General features: G+C 58.1%; 19 protein-coding genes. 12 read left to right on the forward strand and 7 right to left on the reverse strand.

Annotated elements, in window-relative coordinates:
- Positions 1–71 precede the first annotated feature (71 nt).
- From NT179_05120 to NT179_05130, 3 genes are all read left to right on the forward strand, one after another.
- The gene (locus tag NT179_05120) at positions 72–587 is read left to right on the forward strand and encodes a tetratricopeptide repeat protein (protein ID MCX5721396.1); all 516 of its coding nucleotides are present in this window, start codon (positions 72–74) and stop codon (positions 585–587) included.
- 92 nt (positions 588–679) lie between these two features.
- On the forward strand, positions 680–1,096 hold the full coding sequence (locus tag NT179_05125; GenBank protein ID MCX5721397.1) for a histidine kinase: 417 nt from the start codon (positions 680–682) through the stop codon (positions 1,094–1,096).
- Positions 1,093–2,184, forward strand: a complete 1,092-nt coding sequence (locus tag NT179_05130) for an aminomethyltransferase family protein (GenBank protein ID MCX5721398.1) — start codon at positions 1,093–1,095, stop codon at positions 2,182–2,184. Before NT179_05125 ends, NT179_05130 begins: the two co-directional genes overlap by 4 nt.
- A 137-nt stretch (positions 2,185–2,321) precedes the next feature.
- On the opposite strand, the gene NT179_05135 is transcribed toward NT179_05130, so the two are convergent.
- Both NT179_05135 and NT179_05140 read right to left on the reverse strand, forming a co-directional pair.
- Entirely contained in the window at positions 2,322–2,804 is a 483-nt protein-coding gene (locus NT179_05135) for a hypothetical protein (protein ID MCX5721399.1), read from the reverse strand.
- Positions 2,805–2,831: 27 nt separating this feature from the next.
- Positions 2,832–3,080 carry a hypothetical protein gene (locus tag NT179_05140; GenBank protein MCX5721400.1) on the reverse strand — a complete coding sequence of 83 codons (249 nt, stop codon included), beginning with the start codon at positions 3,078–3,080 and terminating at the stop codon, positions 2,832–2,834.
- 218 nt (positions 3,081–3,298) lie between these two features.
- On the opposite strand from NT179_05140, the gene NT179_05145 reads away from it, so the two are divergent.
- Entirely contained in the window at positions 3,299–3,538 is a 240-nt protein-coding gene (locus NT179_05145; protein ID MCX5721401.1) for a hypothetical protein, read from the forward strand.
- 54 nt (positions 3,539–3,592) lie between these two features.
- Here NT179_05145 and NT179_05150 read toward each other — a convergent pair whose 3' ends face one another.
- The 4 genes from NT179_05150 to NT179_05165 form a co-directional block, all read right to left on the reverse strand.
- The gene (locus NT179_05150; GenBank protein MCX5721402.1) at positions 3,593–4,408 is read right to left on the reverse strand and encodes a hypothetical protein; all 816 of its coding nucleotides are present in this window, start codon (positions 4,406–4,408) and stop codon (positions 3,593–3,595) included.
- Positions 4,409–5,010: 602 nt separating this feature from the next.
- Complete coding sequence (locus NT179_05155; protein ID MCX5721403.1) at positions 5,011–5,244, reverse strand: addiction module protein; 234 nt, start codon at positions 5,242–5,244, stop codon at positions 5,011–5,013.
- 302 nt (positions 5,245–5,546) lie between these two features.
- Positions 5,547–5,939 (reverse strand): nuclear transport factor 2 family protein, encoded by a 393-nt coding sequence (locus NT179_05160; GenBank protein MCX5721404.1) that lies wholly within the window; start codon positions 5,937–5,939, stop codon positions 5,547–5,549.
- 355 nt (positions 5,940–6,294) lie between these two features.
- On the reverse strand, positions 6,295–7,200 hold the full coding sequence (locus NT179_05165; GenBank protein ID MCX5721405.1) for a DMT family transporter: 906 nt from the start codon (positions 7,198–7,200) through the stop codon (positions 6,295–6,297).
- A gap of 150 nt (positions 7,201–7,350) precedes the next feature.
- Between NT179_05165 and NT179_05170 the strand changes: the two genes are divergently transcribed.
- Positions 7,351–8,892 (forward strand): carboxypeptidase M32, encoded by a 1,542-nt coding sequence (locus tag NT179_05170; GenBank protein ID MCX5721406.1) that lies wholly within the window; start codon positions 7,351–7,353, stop codon positions 8,890–8,892.
- On the opposite strand, the gene NT179_05175 is transcribed toward NT179_05170, so the two are convergent.
- Positions 8,871–9,449: a hypothetical protein gene (locus NT179_05175; GenBank protein MCX5721407.1), complete on the reverse strand. Its 579-nt coding sequence runs from the start codon at positions 9,447–9,449 to the stop codon at positions 8,871–8,873. The two genes, NT179_05170 and NT179_05175, sit on opposite strands and share 22 nt — an antisense overlap.
- 159 nt (positions 9,450–9,608) lie before the next feature.
- Here NT179_05175 and NT179_05180 point away from each other — a divergent pair, with 159 nt between their 5' ends.
- The 7 genes from NT179_05180 to NT179_05210 all read left to right on the forward strand — a co-directional run bounded on the left by NT179_05180 (position 9,609) and on the right by NT179_05210 (position 15,825).
- On the forward strand, positions 9,609–10,043 hold the full coding sequence (locus tag NT179_05180; protein ID MCX5721408.1) for a Fur family transcriptional regulator: 435 nt from the start codon (positions 9,609–9,611) through the stop codon (positions 10,041–10,043).
- A 67-nt stretch (positions 10,044–10,110) separates the two neighbouring features.
- On the forward strand, positions 10,111–11,151 hold the full coding sequence (locus tag NT179_05185) for an extracellular solute-binding protein (protein MCX5721409.1): 1,041 nt from the start codon (positions 10,111–10,113) through the stop codon (positions 11,149–11,151).
- A 16-nt stretch (positions 11,152–11,167) separates the two neighbouring features.
- Positions 11,168–12,751, forward strand: a complete 1,584-nt coding sequence (locus NT179_05190) for an iron ABC transporter permease (protein MCX5721410.1) — start codon at positions 11,168–11,170, stop codon at positions 12,749–12,751.
- A 146-nt stretch (positions 12,752–12,897) separates the two neighbouring features.
- Positions 12,898–14,022: an ABC transporter ATP-binding protein gene (locus NT179_05195; protein ID MCX5721411.1), complete on the forward strand. Its 1,125-nt coding sequence runs from the start codon at positions 12,898–12,900 to the stop codon at positions 14,020–14,022.
- A 132-nt stretch (positions 14,023–14,154) separates the two neighbouring features.
- Complete coding sequence (gene exbB, locus NT179_05200) at positions 14,155–14,586, forward strand: TonB-system energizer ExbB (protein ID MCX5721412.1); 432 nt, start codon at positions 14,155–14,157, stop codon at positions 14,584–14,586.
- Positions 14,570–14,944 (forward strand): biopolymer transporter ExbD, encoded by a 375-nt coding sequence (locus NT179_05205; protein MCX5721413.1) that lies wholly within the window; start codon positions 14,570–14,572, stop codon positions 14,942–14,944. Before exbB ends, NT179_05205 begins: the two co-directional genes overlap by 17 nt.
- Positions 14,941–15,825 carry an energy transducer TonB gene (locus tag NT179_05210; GenBank protein MCX5721414.1) on the forward strand — a complete coding sequence of 295 codons (885 nt, stop codon included), beginning with the start codon at positions 14,941–14,943 and terminating at the stop codon, positions 15,823–15,825. Before NT179_05205 ends, NT179_05210 begins: the two co-directional genes overlap by 4 nt.
- Positions 15,826–15,832 lie beyond the last annotated feature (7 nt).

The following is a 15,832-nucleotide window of genomic DNA, read 5'->3' on the forward strand; positions in this document are numbered from 1 at the left end:
ATGGCTAATAGCACGGACTCGGACGCTTCGAACTGCTATTAGCCATAAGCCATCAGCTCTTGAGGCTACACATGGATGTACAAGATTTCCTCATACAAGGCGGCGGCCGCGAAGAAGACAAGCGTGAAGCTTGGCAGCTATTCCAGCAGGCCTATGAACGGCAGATGAAAGGCGAGCTGGAAGCAGCCGTCTCTCTCTACAAGCAATCGCTTGAGACTCACCCGACCGCCGAGGCCCATACCTTCCTCGGCTGGACCTATAGCTTCATGGGACGGCTCGATGATGCCATCGAGGAATGTCACAAGGCCATCTCGCAGGACCCGGACTTCGGCAACCCCTACAACGATATCGGGGCCTATCTGATCGAAAAGGGCGAACTGAACGAAGCGATTGTCTGGTTCGAGAAGGCCCTGCAGGCGAAACGGTATGAAAGCCCGGCCTTCCCCCACCTCAACCTGGGTCGCGTCTACGAGCGCAAGGGCCGATGGACCGAAGCTATCGACTCTTATAAGAAAGCCCTGGCCCTCAATCCCAATTATTCCTTGGCGAAAAAAGCACTGGGACGATTGATCAGTTCACTCAACTGAACTGGTCTATCTGGTCTGGCTGGTCTATCTCGTCTGTCTCGTTCAGTCATGAAGAAGATCCATCAACTCTGATCCGAAAGCAGACCCACACAATGACCACGCATTCTCACCAGACCGACAAGACAGACCAGATAGATCAGAAGACCATCCTCGTCGGCGTCACCGACATCTTTTTTCACACCAAAGTCCGCGACGCTCTGATGGCGAAGGGCTACAAGTTCGAGCGGGCTCGTACGCAACAGGACATCGCCGAGAAGGCATCCACAAACAGCCCCGCCGCGGTGATTTTGAATATGAACGACGAGACCCTGAACGCCTTTCAAGCCTTGGAAACGCTCGCAGCCGACGCGCAGCTCAAAACCATTCCCATCCTTGCCTTCGCCAATCACGAAGAAGTCGATACCTTTAACCGGGCCAGAGCGCTGGGCGTAACCAAAATCGTCTCGCGCAATGAGTTCTCCGCTCGATTGAAAGATCTGGTCGAAGAAGTCGTAGGGAATCACGCATGAAACAGTCACGCCTCCACGATCACCACACGAAGCTCGGCGCCACCTTTGAAGAGGCCGCAGACTGGAACATGCCCGCGCACTATGGCAAATGGGTCGAGGAATATCAGGCGGTGCGCCAGGCCGTCGGCCTCTCAGACCTCTCGCACCGGGGCAAGATCCGCGTCACCGGCGACGACCGCGTGAAGTGGCTGCAAGGCCTCATCAGCAACGATATCCTCCCGCTTCAGCCTGGCCAGGGCCGCTATTCGAGCTTCCTCACACACAAGGGCAAGATGCTCGGCTATTTCCGGGTCTATGTCCTGGCCGACAGCCTGTGGGTGGAAGATGTCGGCGAGGTCGGCGACGCCACCATCCAAGCGCTCAAAAAATTTCTGCTCTACGGCATCAAAGCGAAGATGGAAAACTGCGCAGAATCCTGGGGACTTTTGCTCGTCAGCGGGCCCAAAGCCTGCGCGACCGTCAGCGCCGCCTTTGGCGTGGAGATGAGCGACCTCAAGCCAGTGAGCGCCGTCGCAGCCCAGATCGGCGGGCATGCAGCCTTCGTCCTGCGCACAGAGGAAACCGGAGAAATTGACATCGAAGTATTACTGCCCGCCGAGGCCCTCAACACGGCCTGGGAGCGCCTCATGGAGGCAGGGGCGACATATGGCATCAAAGCCATCGGAGGTCTCGCTCGTGAGGCCCTCCGCATCGAAGCAGGCCTACCCAAGGCAGGACCGGACCTCAACGAAGAAATCGTCCCGCCGGAAGCGAATCTGGAAGGAAAAGCCTTCAGCTTGAATAAGGGCTGCTACCCGGGGCAGGAAGTCGTAGCGAGGATGGATACCTACGGCAACGTACGGCGGCACTTAGTCGGGCTGGTCATGAAGGGCTCGACCATCCCGCCGAGAGGCGCCAAGCTCTTCAGCGGAGACCGTGAACTCGGCTGGGTCAGCAGTGCGACCCAGTCACCTCAGATGAAGGCCCCCATCGCCCTGGCATTCCCGCTTCGGGACTTTTCAGCCCCCGGCACAATCCTCACCGTTGAAGTCGATGGCGCTCGTCATGATGCGACGGTGCAGGCTCTCCCCTTCTACCGTCGCGCCTGACCCCTCAGGCTGCTGAAAAATCCCGCCAGCTTCGTTCTCGCGTCGCTCAGACCCTCAACGTACCCAGAAGGGTACGCCTCCGGTTTCGACTCGCCTACGGCCTTGCTGGACGGTCTTTTTGAGCGTCCTGCAAATCCCTACTTTTCGGGGTTCCTGACAGATGAGACCGCACTGGCAAAGGCCAGAAGGCTCGTCCGCTCTTCGTCTTCCAGCGCCAACAAGAGGTGGGCCTCTTCGGCATGCATCAGACGGAGGCTCAAGAACGGCTCTTCCTTGCGCTTTTCCTTGTTGTCCCACATGGCATCGATCACCTGGACTTTGTCCAACTGACCGACCGAGACCACATCGTAACGGAAATAGGAATCGCCGATGACCATATCGAACACCACATTCCCGGCGGTCAGCAGCACCAGGTTGAAGCGCCCCTGATCTTCGTAGCCCTCGGGCAAAAACTTGTTGATGTGGCAACGTGCAACTTTGCGGTCACCCAGGGCAGCGCGGATCTTTTCCTTCAACGCCGGGTAATCGATCTGCATGGCCTTTTCATCAGCATTCGTGGCCGCCGCTGCGGCATTCTGCGCCTTTTCAAAAATCTCATCCGCCGACATCAAACCCGCCATGTGCATATTCCTTTCATCCGAACCCTGTTAACTCGCGGTACGCCTGGTCTTCACGGCCCTGGCTACGCCGACCAATCCCAGGCCGGCCCACGCAAACTCCAAAAAAATAAATTCCACCCGCTGATCCGCAATCGCAACAATCCCCAGTAACAACGACCCGACGATATTCAGTGCAAGGTAACCCGCATCCAATTCACGCCAGACCCCGCCCTGAATCAAGCCATAAGCCGACAGGACCATCAGAGCGCCCAGCACGGAAATTACCTGTAAGAGCATCACGAACCTCGCCTGGGCCCCATTCACGCATAGAGAGGACCGTGTACCGTAACTGGCCGCCAGCCTATATTTCAAGAGGATTTTCCAGAAAGCCCTGGTTGCGAGCTCAGCAGAAACTGGGACGCAGTGCGCGACCAGCCGATTCAAGCCAGCGGGCGACCAGGTTGATAATCAGCCCGTCCGTCCTGCATACTATGGACTCTGAACCGGAGGATGGAATGCACGACCTGACCTGCATGATCAAAGGCTGCCAAACAAGAGTCTATGCCCCAGCCGGCACGCACAGTATCTGCCGTGAACACTTCCTCGCCTATCTCACCTGGCGCCGCCGCAAAGGCCCGCAGATGTTCATGAAGTATGCAGGGATGACAATGGAAGAACGTGACCCCCTCGTAGCCGAATGGGCCAGCACCATCCGAGTCGAAGAAGCCCCCACCGCCGCCACACCGAAATCCTAACGCCCCCACGCCTTCACACAAGAACACGGTTCCTGTCGCAAAGAATTTGGAGCGTCAAGAGCTAGTGGCCTCTTGCTGAGGCGTGACCTCTTCAAGGCGAAAAGGATTTATTTTCGTTATATACCGTCTTGATATTCCGCCCCCACTCCGAGTTGTAACCTGAATGTCGAGCTCATAATGATAGTGCCCTGGAGGCCCTATCAGCGGATGCTCCTGCTCGACCCATTGAAATTGAAGCCAAGGCTGAGTTCTCGCATTCCAAACCCATTGCACAACATCTATATATTCACAATCTCTTGCATTAATGCTGAATTCCTTCTTGGGTGGCTCTGGAGGATTATTTCCTTTTAGATGGAGGGCGGCTGGTAGCTTCCCATCAAATAATGATTCGCATTTCTCTTCTGTAACCAACCGAACTCCCATCAATTTAGCCTTAACACCATCAATCTCATCAAATGCTTCATTCTGAACTCCTAGGCGGAGCAACTTGAAATTATCACCTTCGTGATAATACGGAGGGACCTCATTCCCTTTGCATAATATCGAAATGACCGGCTTCAGCTTGCCCTCAAGAGCACTTTTCTCATCTATTAGACCGGCAATCTTCTGGTCTTTTTCTCTACAAATCAAAATTGGTGCGCGAAATACATTTATCAGGAAAATGGCCACTGCAATTGAAGCAATTGCGCCTAACCCAGCCGCCGCCAAGTTCATCTCGCCAAAGACCACATTCCCTTTACCAAACAGCCATAAATAAAACCATATAATTGGGACCGCCGAAGCAGAGATAACAAGAAGACGTAATTTCTTATGCCAATCCAGCACCTTGCATGTTTCTGTATAGGCCCTACTAAAGAACATAAAGACCATCGCGCGCTCCCTTTGAAAGGTTACGCAATCATATCGGTTAGCTCTGCATCAAATAAATAATTTCGACCGCATTACGGTTATGGGCTGATTAGTTCCCCCACTCCGCCCGTCGAACGGGCACTCTGCCTTTTCTCTTTCCACCCTCTCAATGGGGGAGTGGCCTGCCAGCTCTCACAGTGCGCGCGTCGATCGAGGCCCTTCCACGGGCGCGCGATCCGCGAGCACAGAGAGCGGCAGCCTGCTACCCCCTCAAACCCGATCCGTTCGAAGAGACTCGACACTCGCCGTTTTTCCACCCTCTGTCCCCATCTAACGGTCACCCCCTCGACTTCCAATAGCCGGGACGGCGACTTTGGTGTGCGACAGCCTCAATGCACAGAACATCGCCTATGACGCTGTAGTATAGGGTGAAGGGGAACGGGTCAGAATGAACTTTCGAAGGCCGGGACCGACGGAAGTCCCGATCTCAGGTTGATCGAGCAACAACTCAGTTGCGTAGCGGATCTCGGATTCAAAACGCTCGCCTAAACCTGAGACTTGTTTGTCGTAAAACACAGCGGCTTCGATGAGTTCCACCTCCGCTTCGGGGTGGAACTCCAGTCTCATTTCTTGAGGCGGGCGCGAAGGCTTCGAAAGACTTCTCTGGCAGGTATCGTCTTCACTTTCCCTTCAACAATCTCACGATGCCGTCGTTCTGCCTCTAGTGCCCAAGCCTGCTCAACATCGGCGTCAGCCGGGCCATCGAGCTCGGCAATCAGGGAGCGAAGCAATTCGGCTTTATCTTCGGGACTCAGCGCTCGAATCCTGGCTTCAATCTCAGCGACATCGGTTGACATGGCGACCTCCGTGCTACCGGCTATTTCTCACTGAACGAGACTCTAGCCAGAGGACCCTAAGTTGTCAATGACTCCCCTGTCCATTTCTTTTCTTCCGCCCCCCCCTAAAACAATGGGGAAGGGAGCTGGCTGGTCTCCGATTGCGCGCGTCCAACGAGGGCCTTCTCAGGCCGCGCACTCTTTCTCCCACCCCACATCCCAGGGAAGGCGGACTGACCGTTTTCTACTGCGCGCGTCGAACGAGCACCTTCTGAGCGTGCGCGTTCCGTGAGCAAAGAAAATGATCAGCCTGCCTTCCAGCCCTACCCCATGACTGCACTTCCATGATGATGTATCAGCAACCACTCGTCTCCGATCCGCTCGAAGAGATTCGTGGCTAACACCTGCGCCTCCTGCGGCTCCTCGGATTGATGGGTGGTGATGTGCTCCACACAGACGACCCAGGCCATATCACCCGCCACCTGCACCATCACGTCGCTGAGTTCGAACGTCATCGAAAAGGTGTTATTGAAGATCAAGACCCAGGAATCGCGGACCGCAGGCCAATCCGATCGCAATGACCAACCGGGATGGATGCAGGTGACGTATTCCTGATGCGCCCAGACCTTATCCATCTCATTGATGTCGAGACTGCCAAACGCGGCATAGAATGCGTGATTCGCTTTATTCACTTCTTCGATGCGCTGTTCCAGCATGAGGACTCCTTGCCTGAGAAAAGTGCCGTATCATACTGCAATCACCGAGAGAAGGGCGAGGGGGACGGAAATAGCCAGGCCACCCTTCTTGCTCGCAGAACGCGCACGCTCGGAAGGTGCTCGTCCGATGCGCGCAGGGAAGGATGGCCTCGCTATTCTCTTTATTAGGTAGGAGAAGCAAGAAAAGCTCGATCTTGCAGGCTGCTCAAAAAGCCTGTCAGCAAGGCCGCCGAGGTTTCCCTCTCTCTAAAAGGGTGGCCTGGTCGATCCTCGATTGCGCGCGTCGAACGAGCACCTTCCGAGCGTGCGCGTTCCGCGAGCAGGAGGACGACCAGGCTACCCTTTCCTTCATTTTTCAGCCGCCTGTCCGCTTGGAGGTTTGCCGATCGACCACCCAGACCCCTGCCAGGATCAGCGCGATACCGAGGATTTCGTTCGTGCCCACCGGTTCTTTTAAGAGCACAGCGGACAACACGATGGCTGCCACAGGAGTCAGGTTGCCCAGGACCGACGCGCGCGAAGGCCCAATGCCCTTCACGCCGAACAGCCAGGCCTGTTGCGCGATGGCCGTGGCAAAGAGGACCAGATAGCCCAGCGCCATCCAGTCTGCCTGCGTCACGGACCCGAGTCCCGCATCCAACATCTTGCGATCCGTCCACAAGAGAGGAATTTGCAACACTGTGGCAACCAGCAAGGTCGTCCAATTGACGGTGAGGGCCGAGTGGCGCTCCATGAGCTGCCTGCTGCCGATACTATAGAGAGCCCAGCTCGCCACGCCGAGAAAGACCAGCAGACTGCCGAACAGAGGCTGATCGCCCGCTGCTTGAAATCCGGCCACTGAGACCAACGCCACCCCCGCAAAGGACAGGAGACCGCCGGCCCAAACGGCGCGGAGCGGGACGTCCTGAATCAAGAGAGCCGAGAGCAGCGCGGTCACCACAGGACTCGCGCCGATGATCACCCCGCCCACGGCCCCGCTCACATATTTGAGGCCCATGAGAATGAGAAGGTGGTTGCCCAAGACGCCGAGCCCGAGCAGTCCCAGCAGGCGCAGATCCGCCTTGGTCAGCTTAGCCAAGGTGCCGTCCTGCCACCACCAGGTGGCCAGGAGAATCGCCAAGCCGCCGATGTCACGCAGGACCGATGCCTCGACGGCAGAGAAGGACCCGAGGGCCATTTTCTGCGCCACGATCGAGCCGCCCCAGAGGGCCGCAGCGAGAAGAACCGATCCGTAGGCTAGGCTATTGGAGGGAGGAGTCATGTCCTATGGGGATACAATCGTTTGTGTCTGCCGTCAAGGAGTATTGTCGGCGCGGCCAGTTTGAAAACAAGGCAGTCCGTTACGTAGACTACAGGCCGGATATAACGAGACACGATCACCGACTGACGATTTCTGGAGGAGACCCCTACCGTGAAGACCCTGAAGACCGTGGAAGATTTAACGACCAGACTCTTGGAGATCCAGCGGATTAACAGCGCCGCCTCACTCCTCTCATGGGATCAGGAAACCTATATGCCGGCCGGAGGAGGCGAAGCCCGCGCCGAACAGATTTCGACGCTCCAGGGCATCGCCCACCAGAAACTGGTCTCGCCGGAGATTGACGGACTGCTCGCAACCTGGATCGATCCCCAGACCGGCGCCATCCAGGATAGCCCTGGGGATGCCTGGGATGAGCCCTCGCGATCCCTGCTCCGTGAAGTATGGCGGGACTATAGCCGCGCGAAGAAACTACCGTCCGACTTTGTGATCACGCTCAGCCGGGAATGTTCGCTGGCGCAGCAAGTCTGGGCCGAGGCAAAGAAGGCCAGCAACTTTGCCCTGTTCCTGCCGAACCTGCGCACCATCCTGTCGCTCAAAAAGCAGGAAACCCAATATCTCGGCTACAAAGACTCGCCCTACGATGCGTTACTGGATGTGTATGAACCGGGCTCGACGATCGCCGCGCTCCGCCCTCTCTTCGCCCAGGTGAAGGCACGGCTCGTTCCATTACTGCAAAAAATTCAGAACAGTCAGACTCAGGTCGACGACTCGGCGCTCTTTCGCAGTTACGATACAGCGCGGCAGATGGAATTCGGCCGGTTGGTCTTGGTCGCCATGGGCTATGACTTCGAACGGGGCCGCCTCGACCTGTCGTCTCACCCCTTCACGACCTCCTTCCATCCGACGGACGTGCGCGTCACCACGCGCGTCTTCGAACATGACCTGCAATCCTGCCTGTTCAGCTGTATCCATGAAGGAGGCCACGGCCTCTACGACCAGGGCCTCGATACGCGCTACTTTGGGACCCCGCTTGGCGAGTCGGTCTCGCTCGGCATTCATGAAAGCCAGTCACGCATGTGGGAAAACTGCGTGGGCCGCTCGCGATCGTTTTGGCGCTTCTTTTACCCCCTGCTGCAACAAACCTTTCCGCAGCAATTGGGTTCTCTCGACGGAGAACAATTCTATGCGGCCATTAATCGCGTGAAGCCCTCGCTGATTCGGGTCGAAGCCGATGAGCTCACCTACAACCTCCACATCATGTTGCGGTTCGAAATCGAGCAGGATCTCATCGAAGGCAGGACGAGCCCGGAAGACTTGCCGGGGATCTGGAACCAGAAGATGCAGGACTATCTCGGCATCCGTCCCTCGAACGATGCGGAGGGCGTGCTGCAAGACGTGCATTGGTCGCTTGGAGCCTTCGGCTACTTCCCGACCTACACGCTGGGCAATCTCTACTCCGTCCAATTCTACGAGCAGGCCAAACTGGAGGTTCCACGGCTGGAGGAGAACATTGCGGCAGGGCAACTACTGGAGCTGCGGCGCTGGCTCGAACAGAAGATTCACCGCTGGGGCCGGATGTTCACGCCGGATCACCTGGCCCAACGAGTCACGGGCAAGAGCCTCGACCCGGAACCCTTCTTATCCTATGTGGAGAAAAAATACGGCGAGATCTACCGGCTTCCCGGTTCGTAACCCATCGCGACATTCAGTTTGGCCAACACCGGAGCCGGCAGCGTGAACTCCGCCTGCACCTCGATACGGGACGGCACCAGGAGCGTCGTGTGGAAAACGATATCGCGGATCGGAATTTTAAATTCAGGATCCTGAGGCGTACTCAATTCGACTGACTCGACCGACTGGGTGATCTGACCGCTATCCTGCGGCCCATAGACCGTCACAACCGCCTTCAAAATCTCCACGATCTTCTCGTTCGTTTCGACCCCTTCAATATGTTTCTCCAGCAAAGGAACGACCTCTTCCCTGGCCTGGTCCGAAAGGGTGAAGTTTTCCACCCGCTCCTTCCGGCGCAGTGAGGTCAGGTCGTTATCCAGATCCTTGCTGAAGGCCCCGTAGGCAAACCGGAAAAATTCGAAGTGAAAGCCCTTGAATCCCTTGCCGAACATTTGCAGTTCGCACAAAAAGCAGAGCTGCTGCAGCTTCACGTCGCTCAGCAGGCCGTGGGGCTCCGTCAGATGCAACACATAGAGAAGGAGAGCCCGGTCGACTGTAATCTGATTGGGTTTCCGCATGCGCTAGTGCCTCGCTCGTTCCATGTTTGGGCCTGCGCACTATAAACAGCGCGGAAGAACTCCGTCAATTCCGCGTCTCCGCCTCCGCTCCGGTTCAGCGCCCCCTTGACCGGTTGGACCAATTTCGTCTTTAATGGGCTCCGTTCGGAGGCTACCGTTATGGCGAATACACATGTGAAAGAAATGAAGGCGCTCAAGGAGCACCTGGGCAAGCATCAGCTCAAGCTCACCCGCCAGCGGGAATTGATCCTGAGCGCGTTTCTTCGACAAGAGCACATTACGGCGGAAGCCATGTATCACCAGCTGGCGAAGTCCGATCCTCACCTGGGGCTCGCCACTATCTACCGGACGCTCAACCTGTTCTGCGATGCAGGCCTGGCGCAGGCCCGCCACTTCGGCTCCCAGACACAGTACGACAATATCGCGCACAAGGGCCACCACGACCACCTCATCTGCACTGGTTGCCAGAAGATCGTGGAATTTGAAAATGAAGAGATCGAGCGGCTCCAGGAAGAAGTGGCCAGCAAGAACGGATTCACCATCACCACCCACCGGCTTGAGCTCTACGGTCTCTGTTCCCGCTGCCGCCATTGACGGAACGGCTTTTTTTTAGTATCATCTTGATACGGCTTATCAATTTCAATTACATGAGGATTCCTCCATGTTATTCACCTGCCCCCTACCAACATTGCGCCGGACGATCCTCTCCGGTCTCATGCTCTTCGTTGGCGTCGGGCTCTTCGTGCCTTCCGCCCAAGCAACCGACAAACTCACGATCTACTCTGGCCGCGGGGAACGGCTCATCAAACCAGTCCTCGACGCCTTTACGGCGAGCACCGGCATTCAAATCGAACTTCTCTCCTCCGGCACGACGGAATTGGTCAATCGACTGAAGGCAGAAGGCGATCGCACCTCGGCAGACCTCCTGATCACCAACGACGCGGGCAGCTTGGAGCTAGCCAGGACAGCCGGCCTCCTCCGCCCCTTGAACATGCGGGAAGTCGAACGGGCTATCCCGGCGCAATTCCGCGCGCCGGACAATGCCTGGGTCGGACTCTCTGGGCGATTCTGGATCGTCGTCTACAACACCACGCTGGTGAAGCCGGACCAAGTGAAGTCGCTCCTCGACCTCGCCGACCCCAAATGGAAAGATAAGATCGCCATTCCGAATTCCGGCAGCGAGTATCTGCAAGCAGGCGTGTCGGTCATTCGCGCCACCCATGGAGACGAAAAGACCAGACAGTTCCTGCAGGGCCTCAAAACCAATGCGGACGGCCAGGTCTATCAGAAGAGCTCGCAGATCGTGGATGCCGTCGCCAAGGGGCAAGTCGCGTTGGGAATCGTGAACCACTACTACATCTACCGTCACCTCGCCACGCAGCCCAACGCGCCGATCGCCGCCTTGATGCCGGACCAGCAGGAAGGCGGCATGGGGGCCATCATGAACGTCGCCGGTGTCGGCATCATCAAGTCGACCAAACATTTGGATAGCGCCAAGCTCCTGGTCGAATTCCTAGTCGCACAAGCAGGGCAGAAATTATTCGCAGACCTCGACAAGGAATATCCCCTTCACCCGGACGTGAAAGCGGACCCGGCCCTCGTGGAGCGCAAGAGCTTCCGTGCCGCCTTGGTCCCCCTTACCAAGCTGGCGGAATTGCGCGAGCCGACCCTCACGCTGATCGAACAAGTGGGTCTCCGGTAACGCAAAGGGACCCACCGTGAGCACGATTCGCCAACAGCTTGCTTCACCGCTGCAACTCCTTGCCCTCGCCACTGCGGGCCTCATCCTGCTCCCGCTTGGCTATGTCACGGCACAAGCTCTCTCGGCTGACCCGGCTGTCTGGAGCCGTTTATGGAGCACCCGCATTCCCGAGCTGCTGTTCAACACCATCTCCTTAGCCGCCAGCGTAGCGGTCATCACGCTCTTCCTGGGCGTCTCGACCGCCTGGCTGGTCACTCGCACAGAATTTCCCGGCCGCAGACTGTGGGAGGGCGCCTTGGTCCTTCCGCTGGCGATGCCGACCTACGTGCTGGCCTATGTCTATTCCTATCTTTTGGGATTCGGTGGTCCGGTCGAACATCTCTGGCAACTGATGGCCGGCCCTCAAGCCAGGATCTTTTCTCCCCATAGTTATTGGGGCGCGACGCTCGTCATGGCCTTGGATACCTTTCCCTTCGTCTATCTCCTCAGCCGGAGCGCCCTCCTCAGCATGAACGTTTCGTTCGAAGAGGTGGCGCGGGCCAGCGGCGCCTCCCGTCTCTCGACCCTCTGGCGCGTGACCCTGCCCTTGATGCGCCCCTCGATTGCCGCCGGGCTCGCCCTCGTCATTTTGTACGTCGTGTCGGACTTCGGCGCAGTCTCCTTGCTTCGCTACCAGACCCTCACCTATGCCGTGTTTCAGCAGATGACCGGACGATCCGATAATACGGCCGCGAGCATCTTGAGCCTCTTGCTGGTTGCCCTCGCGCTGATTTTCCTGATCACCGAACGGTGGTTCAGACAGCGGAGCCGGTTCTACCAAACGACCGGCCGCTACAGAGCTCCGCAACGGCATCAATATGGATGGCTCGGCACGGTCGCCATCACCAGCTATCTCGGCCTGATCGTCGGCGCAGCCTTCGCGCTTCCCGCCTCGCTCTTGATCCAATGGAGCCTGTCTCCCGAGGCGCAAGCGACGCTCGATAGCCGGTTTTTTGGGTTCGTTTGGAACAGCGGCATCCTGGCCGCCAGCGCCGCCACCGGCGGGGTTTTGATCGGCTTGCCGCTCGCCTACCTGGCGAGCCGCCGCCCGACCCTGCTGAACGTGGGCTGCCTGCAAGCAGCCTATGCCGGCTATGTGCTGCCGGGACCGGTGGCGGCGCTGGCCGTCCTCGTCCTCTTTACCAAACTAGCTCCGGTATTCTACGGCTCGGTCCTGATCCTCATCGTGGCCTACGTGATCCACTTTCTCCCGGCCGGCCTCCAATCGCTGGAACCGGCGCTCCAGCAAATTACCCCGAACCTGGAAGAGGTCTCGCGCACGCTAGGCTTTGGCATGCGGGCTACCTGGCGACGGGTGACGCTGCCGCTGGTCCGAAACGGATTTATCGTCGCCTGGGTCTTGATGTTTCTGCAGACGATGAAGGAGCTGCCTGCGACCCTCTTGTTACGGCCGGTGGGATTCGACACTCTGGCCATTCGCGTCTGGATGGAAGCGAGTGAGGAATATTTTCAGCTCGCCGCCCCCGCCGCGCTTCTCATTGTGTTACTGAGTCTCCCAGCATTGGCCTTGTTAGTCTCGAAAGATTGGCGCGCCGCCTAATAGGATGCTGAAAAAGTCCACCAGCTTTGTTCTCGCATCGTTCAGACCCTCAACGTACCCTAAAGGGTACGCCTCAGGTCTTCACTCGCTGCGGCCTTGCTGGACGAACTTTTTGAGCATCCTGCTAAAGGAAGGATTGTGATTCTGTGACCCCAGACCATTCCACCACACCAAGCTCTTCCGAGGAGAGCAGGCTCCAGAGCCACCAAGCCGAACCGGCCTCCTCGGTCTTGGAACTGCGACAGGTTTCCTGTTCCTATGAAACAGGACGGCCCGCGGTTCAGGACATTTCCTTCGCAGCGAGGGAGGGGGAAATTCTCTGCCTGCTTGGCCCCTCTGGCTGCGGAAAAACGACGATTCTTCGGGCCATCGCCGGGTTTGAACCGGTTCGCTCAGGGCAGATTTTCCTGTCGGGCCAACTCGTGTCGTCGCAGGAGGTGATGACCCCGACGGAAAACCGGCGCATCGGGATGGTCTTTCAAGAATATGCGCTCTTCCCCCATTTGCGCGTACAGGACAACATCGCCTTCGGGCTCAGCCAGCTCACGCGAAGCCTCCGTGCCGCGCGGGTCCAGGAGATGCTGCGGCTCACAGGGCTGGAGGGATTCGAACGGCGGTATCCGCACGAATTGTCGGGCGGCCAGCAACAGAGGGTCGCGCTGGCTCGCGCCCTCGTCCAAAGCCCCGTCGTGCTCCTGCTCGACGAACCATTCAGTAATTTGGACCCTGATATGGCAGGGCGCATGCGCCAGGAGCTGCACGACCTGTTACGCCGGACGAAAACGACGACCATACTCGTCACACATGACCATGATGAAGCCTTTGCCATGGCCGATCGCATCGCTGTCCTCAACCAGGGCCGCCTGGAGCAATTCGATACGCCGGAAATGATGTACCACATGCCGGCCACGCCCTTCGTGGCAGACTTTGTCGGTCAGGCGGACTTTATTCCTGGAACCGTATCTCGCGGCATGGTCCAGACCGAACTGGGAGAGTTTCCCGACACGCTCGAATGCCAAGACGGCACGGCCGTGGTCGTCATGATTCGTCCTGACGACATTCACCTCGTCCCGACGGAAGGTGCCCGCTCCCGCGTCCTCTCCCGCCAATTCCGTGGCTCGGAAAATCTCTACACGGTCAGCCTTCCCTCCGGTCAAATCGCCCATAGCAGTCAAGGCTCCACGAGCCTCTATCAGGCTGGCACGACGGTGGAGCTCCGTGTCCTGGCGACGCATACAGTACTCTTTCGACAAGAAAAGTCAGCCGGCTAGGCGTCGCAACTGAGACTGCCGAGCGCACGAAAGCATTGACAGGCTTTTTCACGATCTGGCATTGATAGAAGCTTACGACGGGTCCCTGCCCCACCGATCCGTGAATCACGCAACGAAAGTGAGACCTCCTCTATGAACGCGCTGCAAAACGTCGTCGATTACGGCATCATCGGACTCCTCTTGGCGCTCAGCCTCTGGACCGTGGCCGTGGCGGTAGAGCGGTGGCTCTTTTACCGCCGCGTCAACCTCGCCCAGTACCCCAGCAGCCTGGGATTGGAAATGGCTCTGACCAAACGACTGGTCATCATCGGCACGGTCGCCGCAAACGCCCCCTATATCGGCCTGCTGGGCACCGTACTGGGCATCATGCTCACCTTCCACACGATGGGCACCTCCGGCACCATGGCCGTCAATGCCATCATGATCGGACTCAGCCTTGCGCTGAAAGCGACGGCGGTCGGACTGCTGGTCGCGATTCCCTGCGTCGTCATGAACAACGTGCTCCGTCGAAAAGTCACCGAGCTCCTCGCCCTACACAAGGAACAGCATGCAGCGCGACATTGATCAGATCAACGTCATCCCCCTCGTGGACGTCATGCTGGTCCTCCTGGTCATCGTCCTGACCACCGCTACTTTTATCAGCAGCGGCCAGATCCCGGTCAATTTGGCCAAAGCAAAAGAAGTCGGCGACCGTAAGGATGCCCCCGTCGTGATCACCCTGACTGCCGAGGGTGCGCTCTTCCTCAACGACCATGCCATTCCTGAAGGAGGGCTCCCTAGCGCCCTGGCGGCGGAGCCTCGAGAATCGGCGGTCGTCGTGCGAGCGGATAAAGTCATTCTGCTCGAACGGTTCGTGTCTGTGGTGGATGAAGTACGCGGGCTGGGATTTCAACAAGTCAGTCTGGAGGTCGTTCGGCTGTGACCGCTGCCGGACCACAGCACTCCGGATTCCGGAAAGGCTCTCACGTACAAGGCTGGGTCGTCTCACTCCTCCTGCACGGAGCAGTGGTGCTCGGCGCGATCCTGCTCATGAAGCAAATTCAACTCGCGACGCAAGAAAAGCCGTTCAAGTGGGATGTCTCCCTCGTCTCGCCAACAGAGCCTGTGACGCCGGAAGCGTCACCCTCGAGCCAGGCTCAGGCCCAGCCAGCCCCCGCTCCCAGCCTGCAACAGACTGTACCGGCACAACAGCCCCAGTCGCCACAGCCTCCCGCGCCACAGACTACTCCATCGATTACTGAACGGACCGTCACTCCAGTGGTCCCAAAGACTCCTGTATCGCCTCCACCACAACCGGCTGAGCCGATCAAACATGAAACTGTGGCGCCGATGGTCACAGAGGCCCCAGCCGTCAGAAAGCCAACCGAAGCGCCGGTGACCGTTCCTGCAAAACCTGCGGCGCAGACGCCTCCGCCCGCGCCGCCCGCAATCCTTGAACAGACAGCCAAACCTGACGTAGTGCCAACGCAGACTGCCGCGATCGCCCCTGCGCCGGCGAACGAACCGACGAAGCGAGACTATGGATGGCTCTCTGAGGCAATTTTACGACGCGTAGAAGAATTGAAACGCTACCCAGCCGCAGCGCGAATCGATCGAGCCGAGGGAAGGGTCGTGGTGAAAGCGGTGATCAACGAAGATGGCAGCGTCGGCGAGATCGAGGTCGCTCAGAGTTCCGGATTCCCCAGCCTCGACAAGGCCGCGATGGAAACCATCAGACAGGCAGCGCCCTTCCACCTGCCTCATCCACTGGGCCGGCCACGATTGACGATCAAGATTCCCATCAGCTATCGATTGGACCGATGAGACACCG

The sequence above is a fragment of the Nitrospirota bacterium genome, from assembly GCA_026387665.1.
Lineage (GTDB): Bacteria > Nitrospirota > Nitrospiria > Nitrospirales > Nitrospiraceae > Palsa-1315.

Bases quoted from the DNA above. Each gene is read 5' to 3' on its own strand.
- NT179_05120 (MCX5721396.1), top strand. From the start codon at position 72: ATGGATGTACAAGATTTCCTCATACAAGGCGGCGGCCGCGAAGAAGAC.
- NT179_05125 (MCX5721397.1), top strand. From the start codon at position 680: ATGACCACGCATTCTCACCAGACCGACAAGACAGACCAGATAGATCAG.
- NT179_05130 (MCX5721398.1), top strand. From the start codon at position 1,093: ATGAAACAGTCACGCCTCCACGATCACCACACGAAGCTCGGCGCCACC.
- NT179_05135 (MCX5721399.1), bottom strand. From the start codon at position 2,804: ATGGCGGGTTTGATGTCGGCGGATGAGATTTTTGAAAAGGCGCAGAAT.
- NT179_05140 (MCX5721400.1), bottom strand. From the start codon at position 3,080: ATGCTCTTACAGGTAATTTCCGTGCTGGGCGCTCTGATGGTCCTGTCG.
- NT179_05145 (MCX5721401.1), top strand. From the start codon at position 3,299: ATGCACGACCTGACCTGCATGATCAAAGGCTGCCAAACAAGAGTCTAT.
- NT179_05150 (MCX5721402.1), bottom strand. From the start codon at position 4,408: ATGGTCTTTATGTTCTTTAGTAGGGCCTATACAGAAACATGCAAGGTG.
- NT179_05155 (MCX5721403.1), bottom strand. From the start codon at position 5,244: ATGTCAACCGATGTCGCTGAGATTGAAGCCAGGATTCGAGCGCTGAGT.
- NT179_05160 (MCX5721404.1), bottom strand. From the start codon at position 5,939: ATGCTGGAACAGCGCATCGAAGAAGTGAATAAAGCGAATCACGCATTC.
- NT179_05165 (MCX5721405.1), bottom strand. From the start codon at position 7,200: ATGACTCCTCCCTCCAATAGCCTAGCCTACGGATCGGTTCTTCTCGCT.
- NT179_05175 (MCX5721407.1), bottom strand. From the start codon at position 9,449: ATGCGGAAACCCAATCAGATTACAGTCGACCGGGCTCTCCTTCTCTAT.
- NT179_05180 (MCX5721408.1), top strand. From the start codon at position 9,609: ATGGCGAATACACATGTGAAAGAAATGAAGGCGCTCAAGGAGCACCTG.
- NT179_05185 (MCX5721409.1), top strand. From the start codon at position 10,111: ATGTTATTCACCTGCCCCCTACCAACATTGCGCCGGACGATCCTCTCC.
- exbB (MCX5721412.1), top strand. From the start codon at position 14,155: ATGAACGCGCTGCAAAACGTCGTCGATTACGGCATCATCGGACTCCTC.
- NT179_05205 (MCX5721413.1), top strand. From the start codon at position 14,570: ATGCAGCGCGACATTGATCAGATCAACGTCATCCCCCTCGTGGACGTC.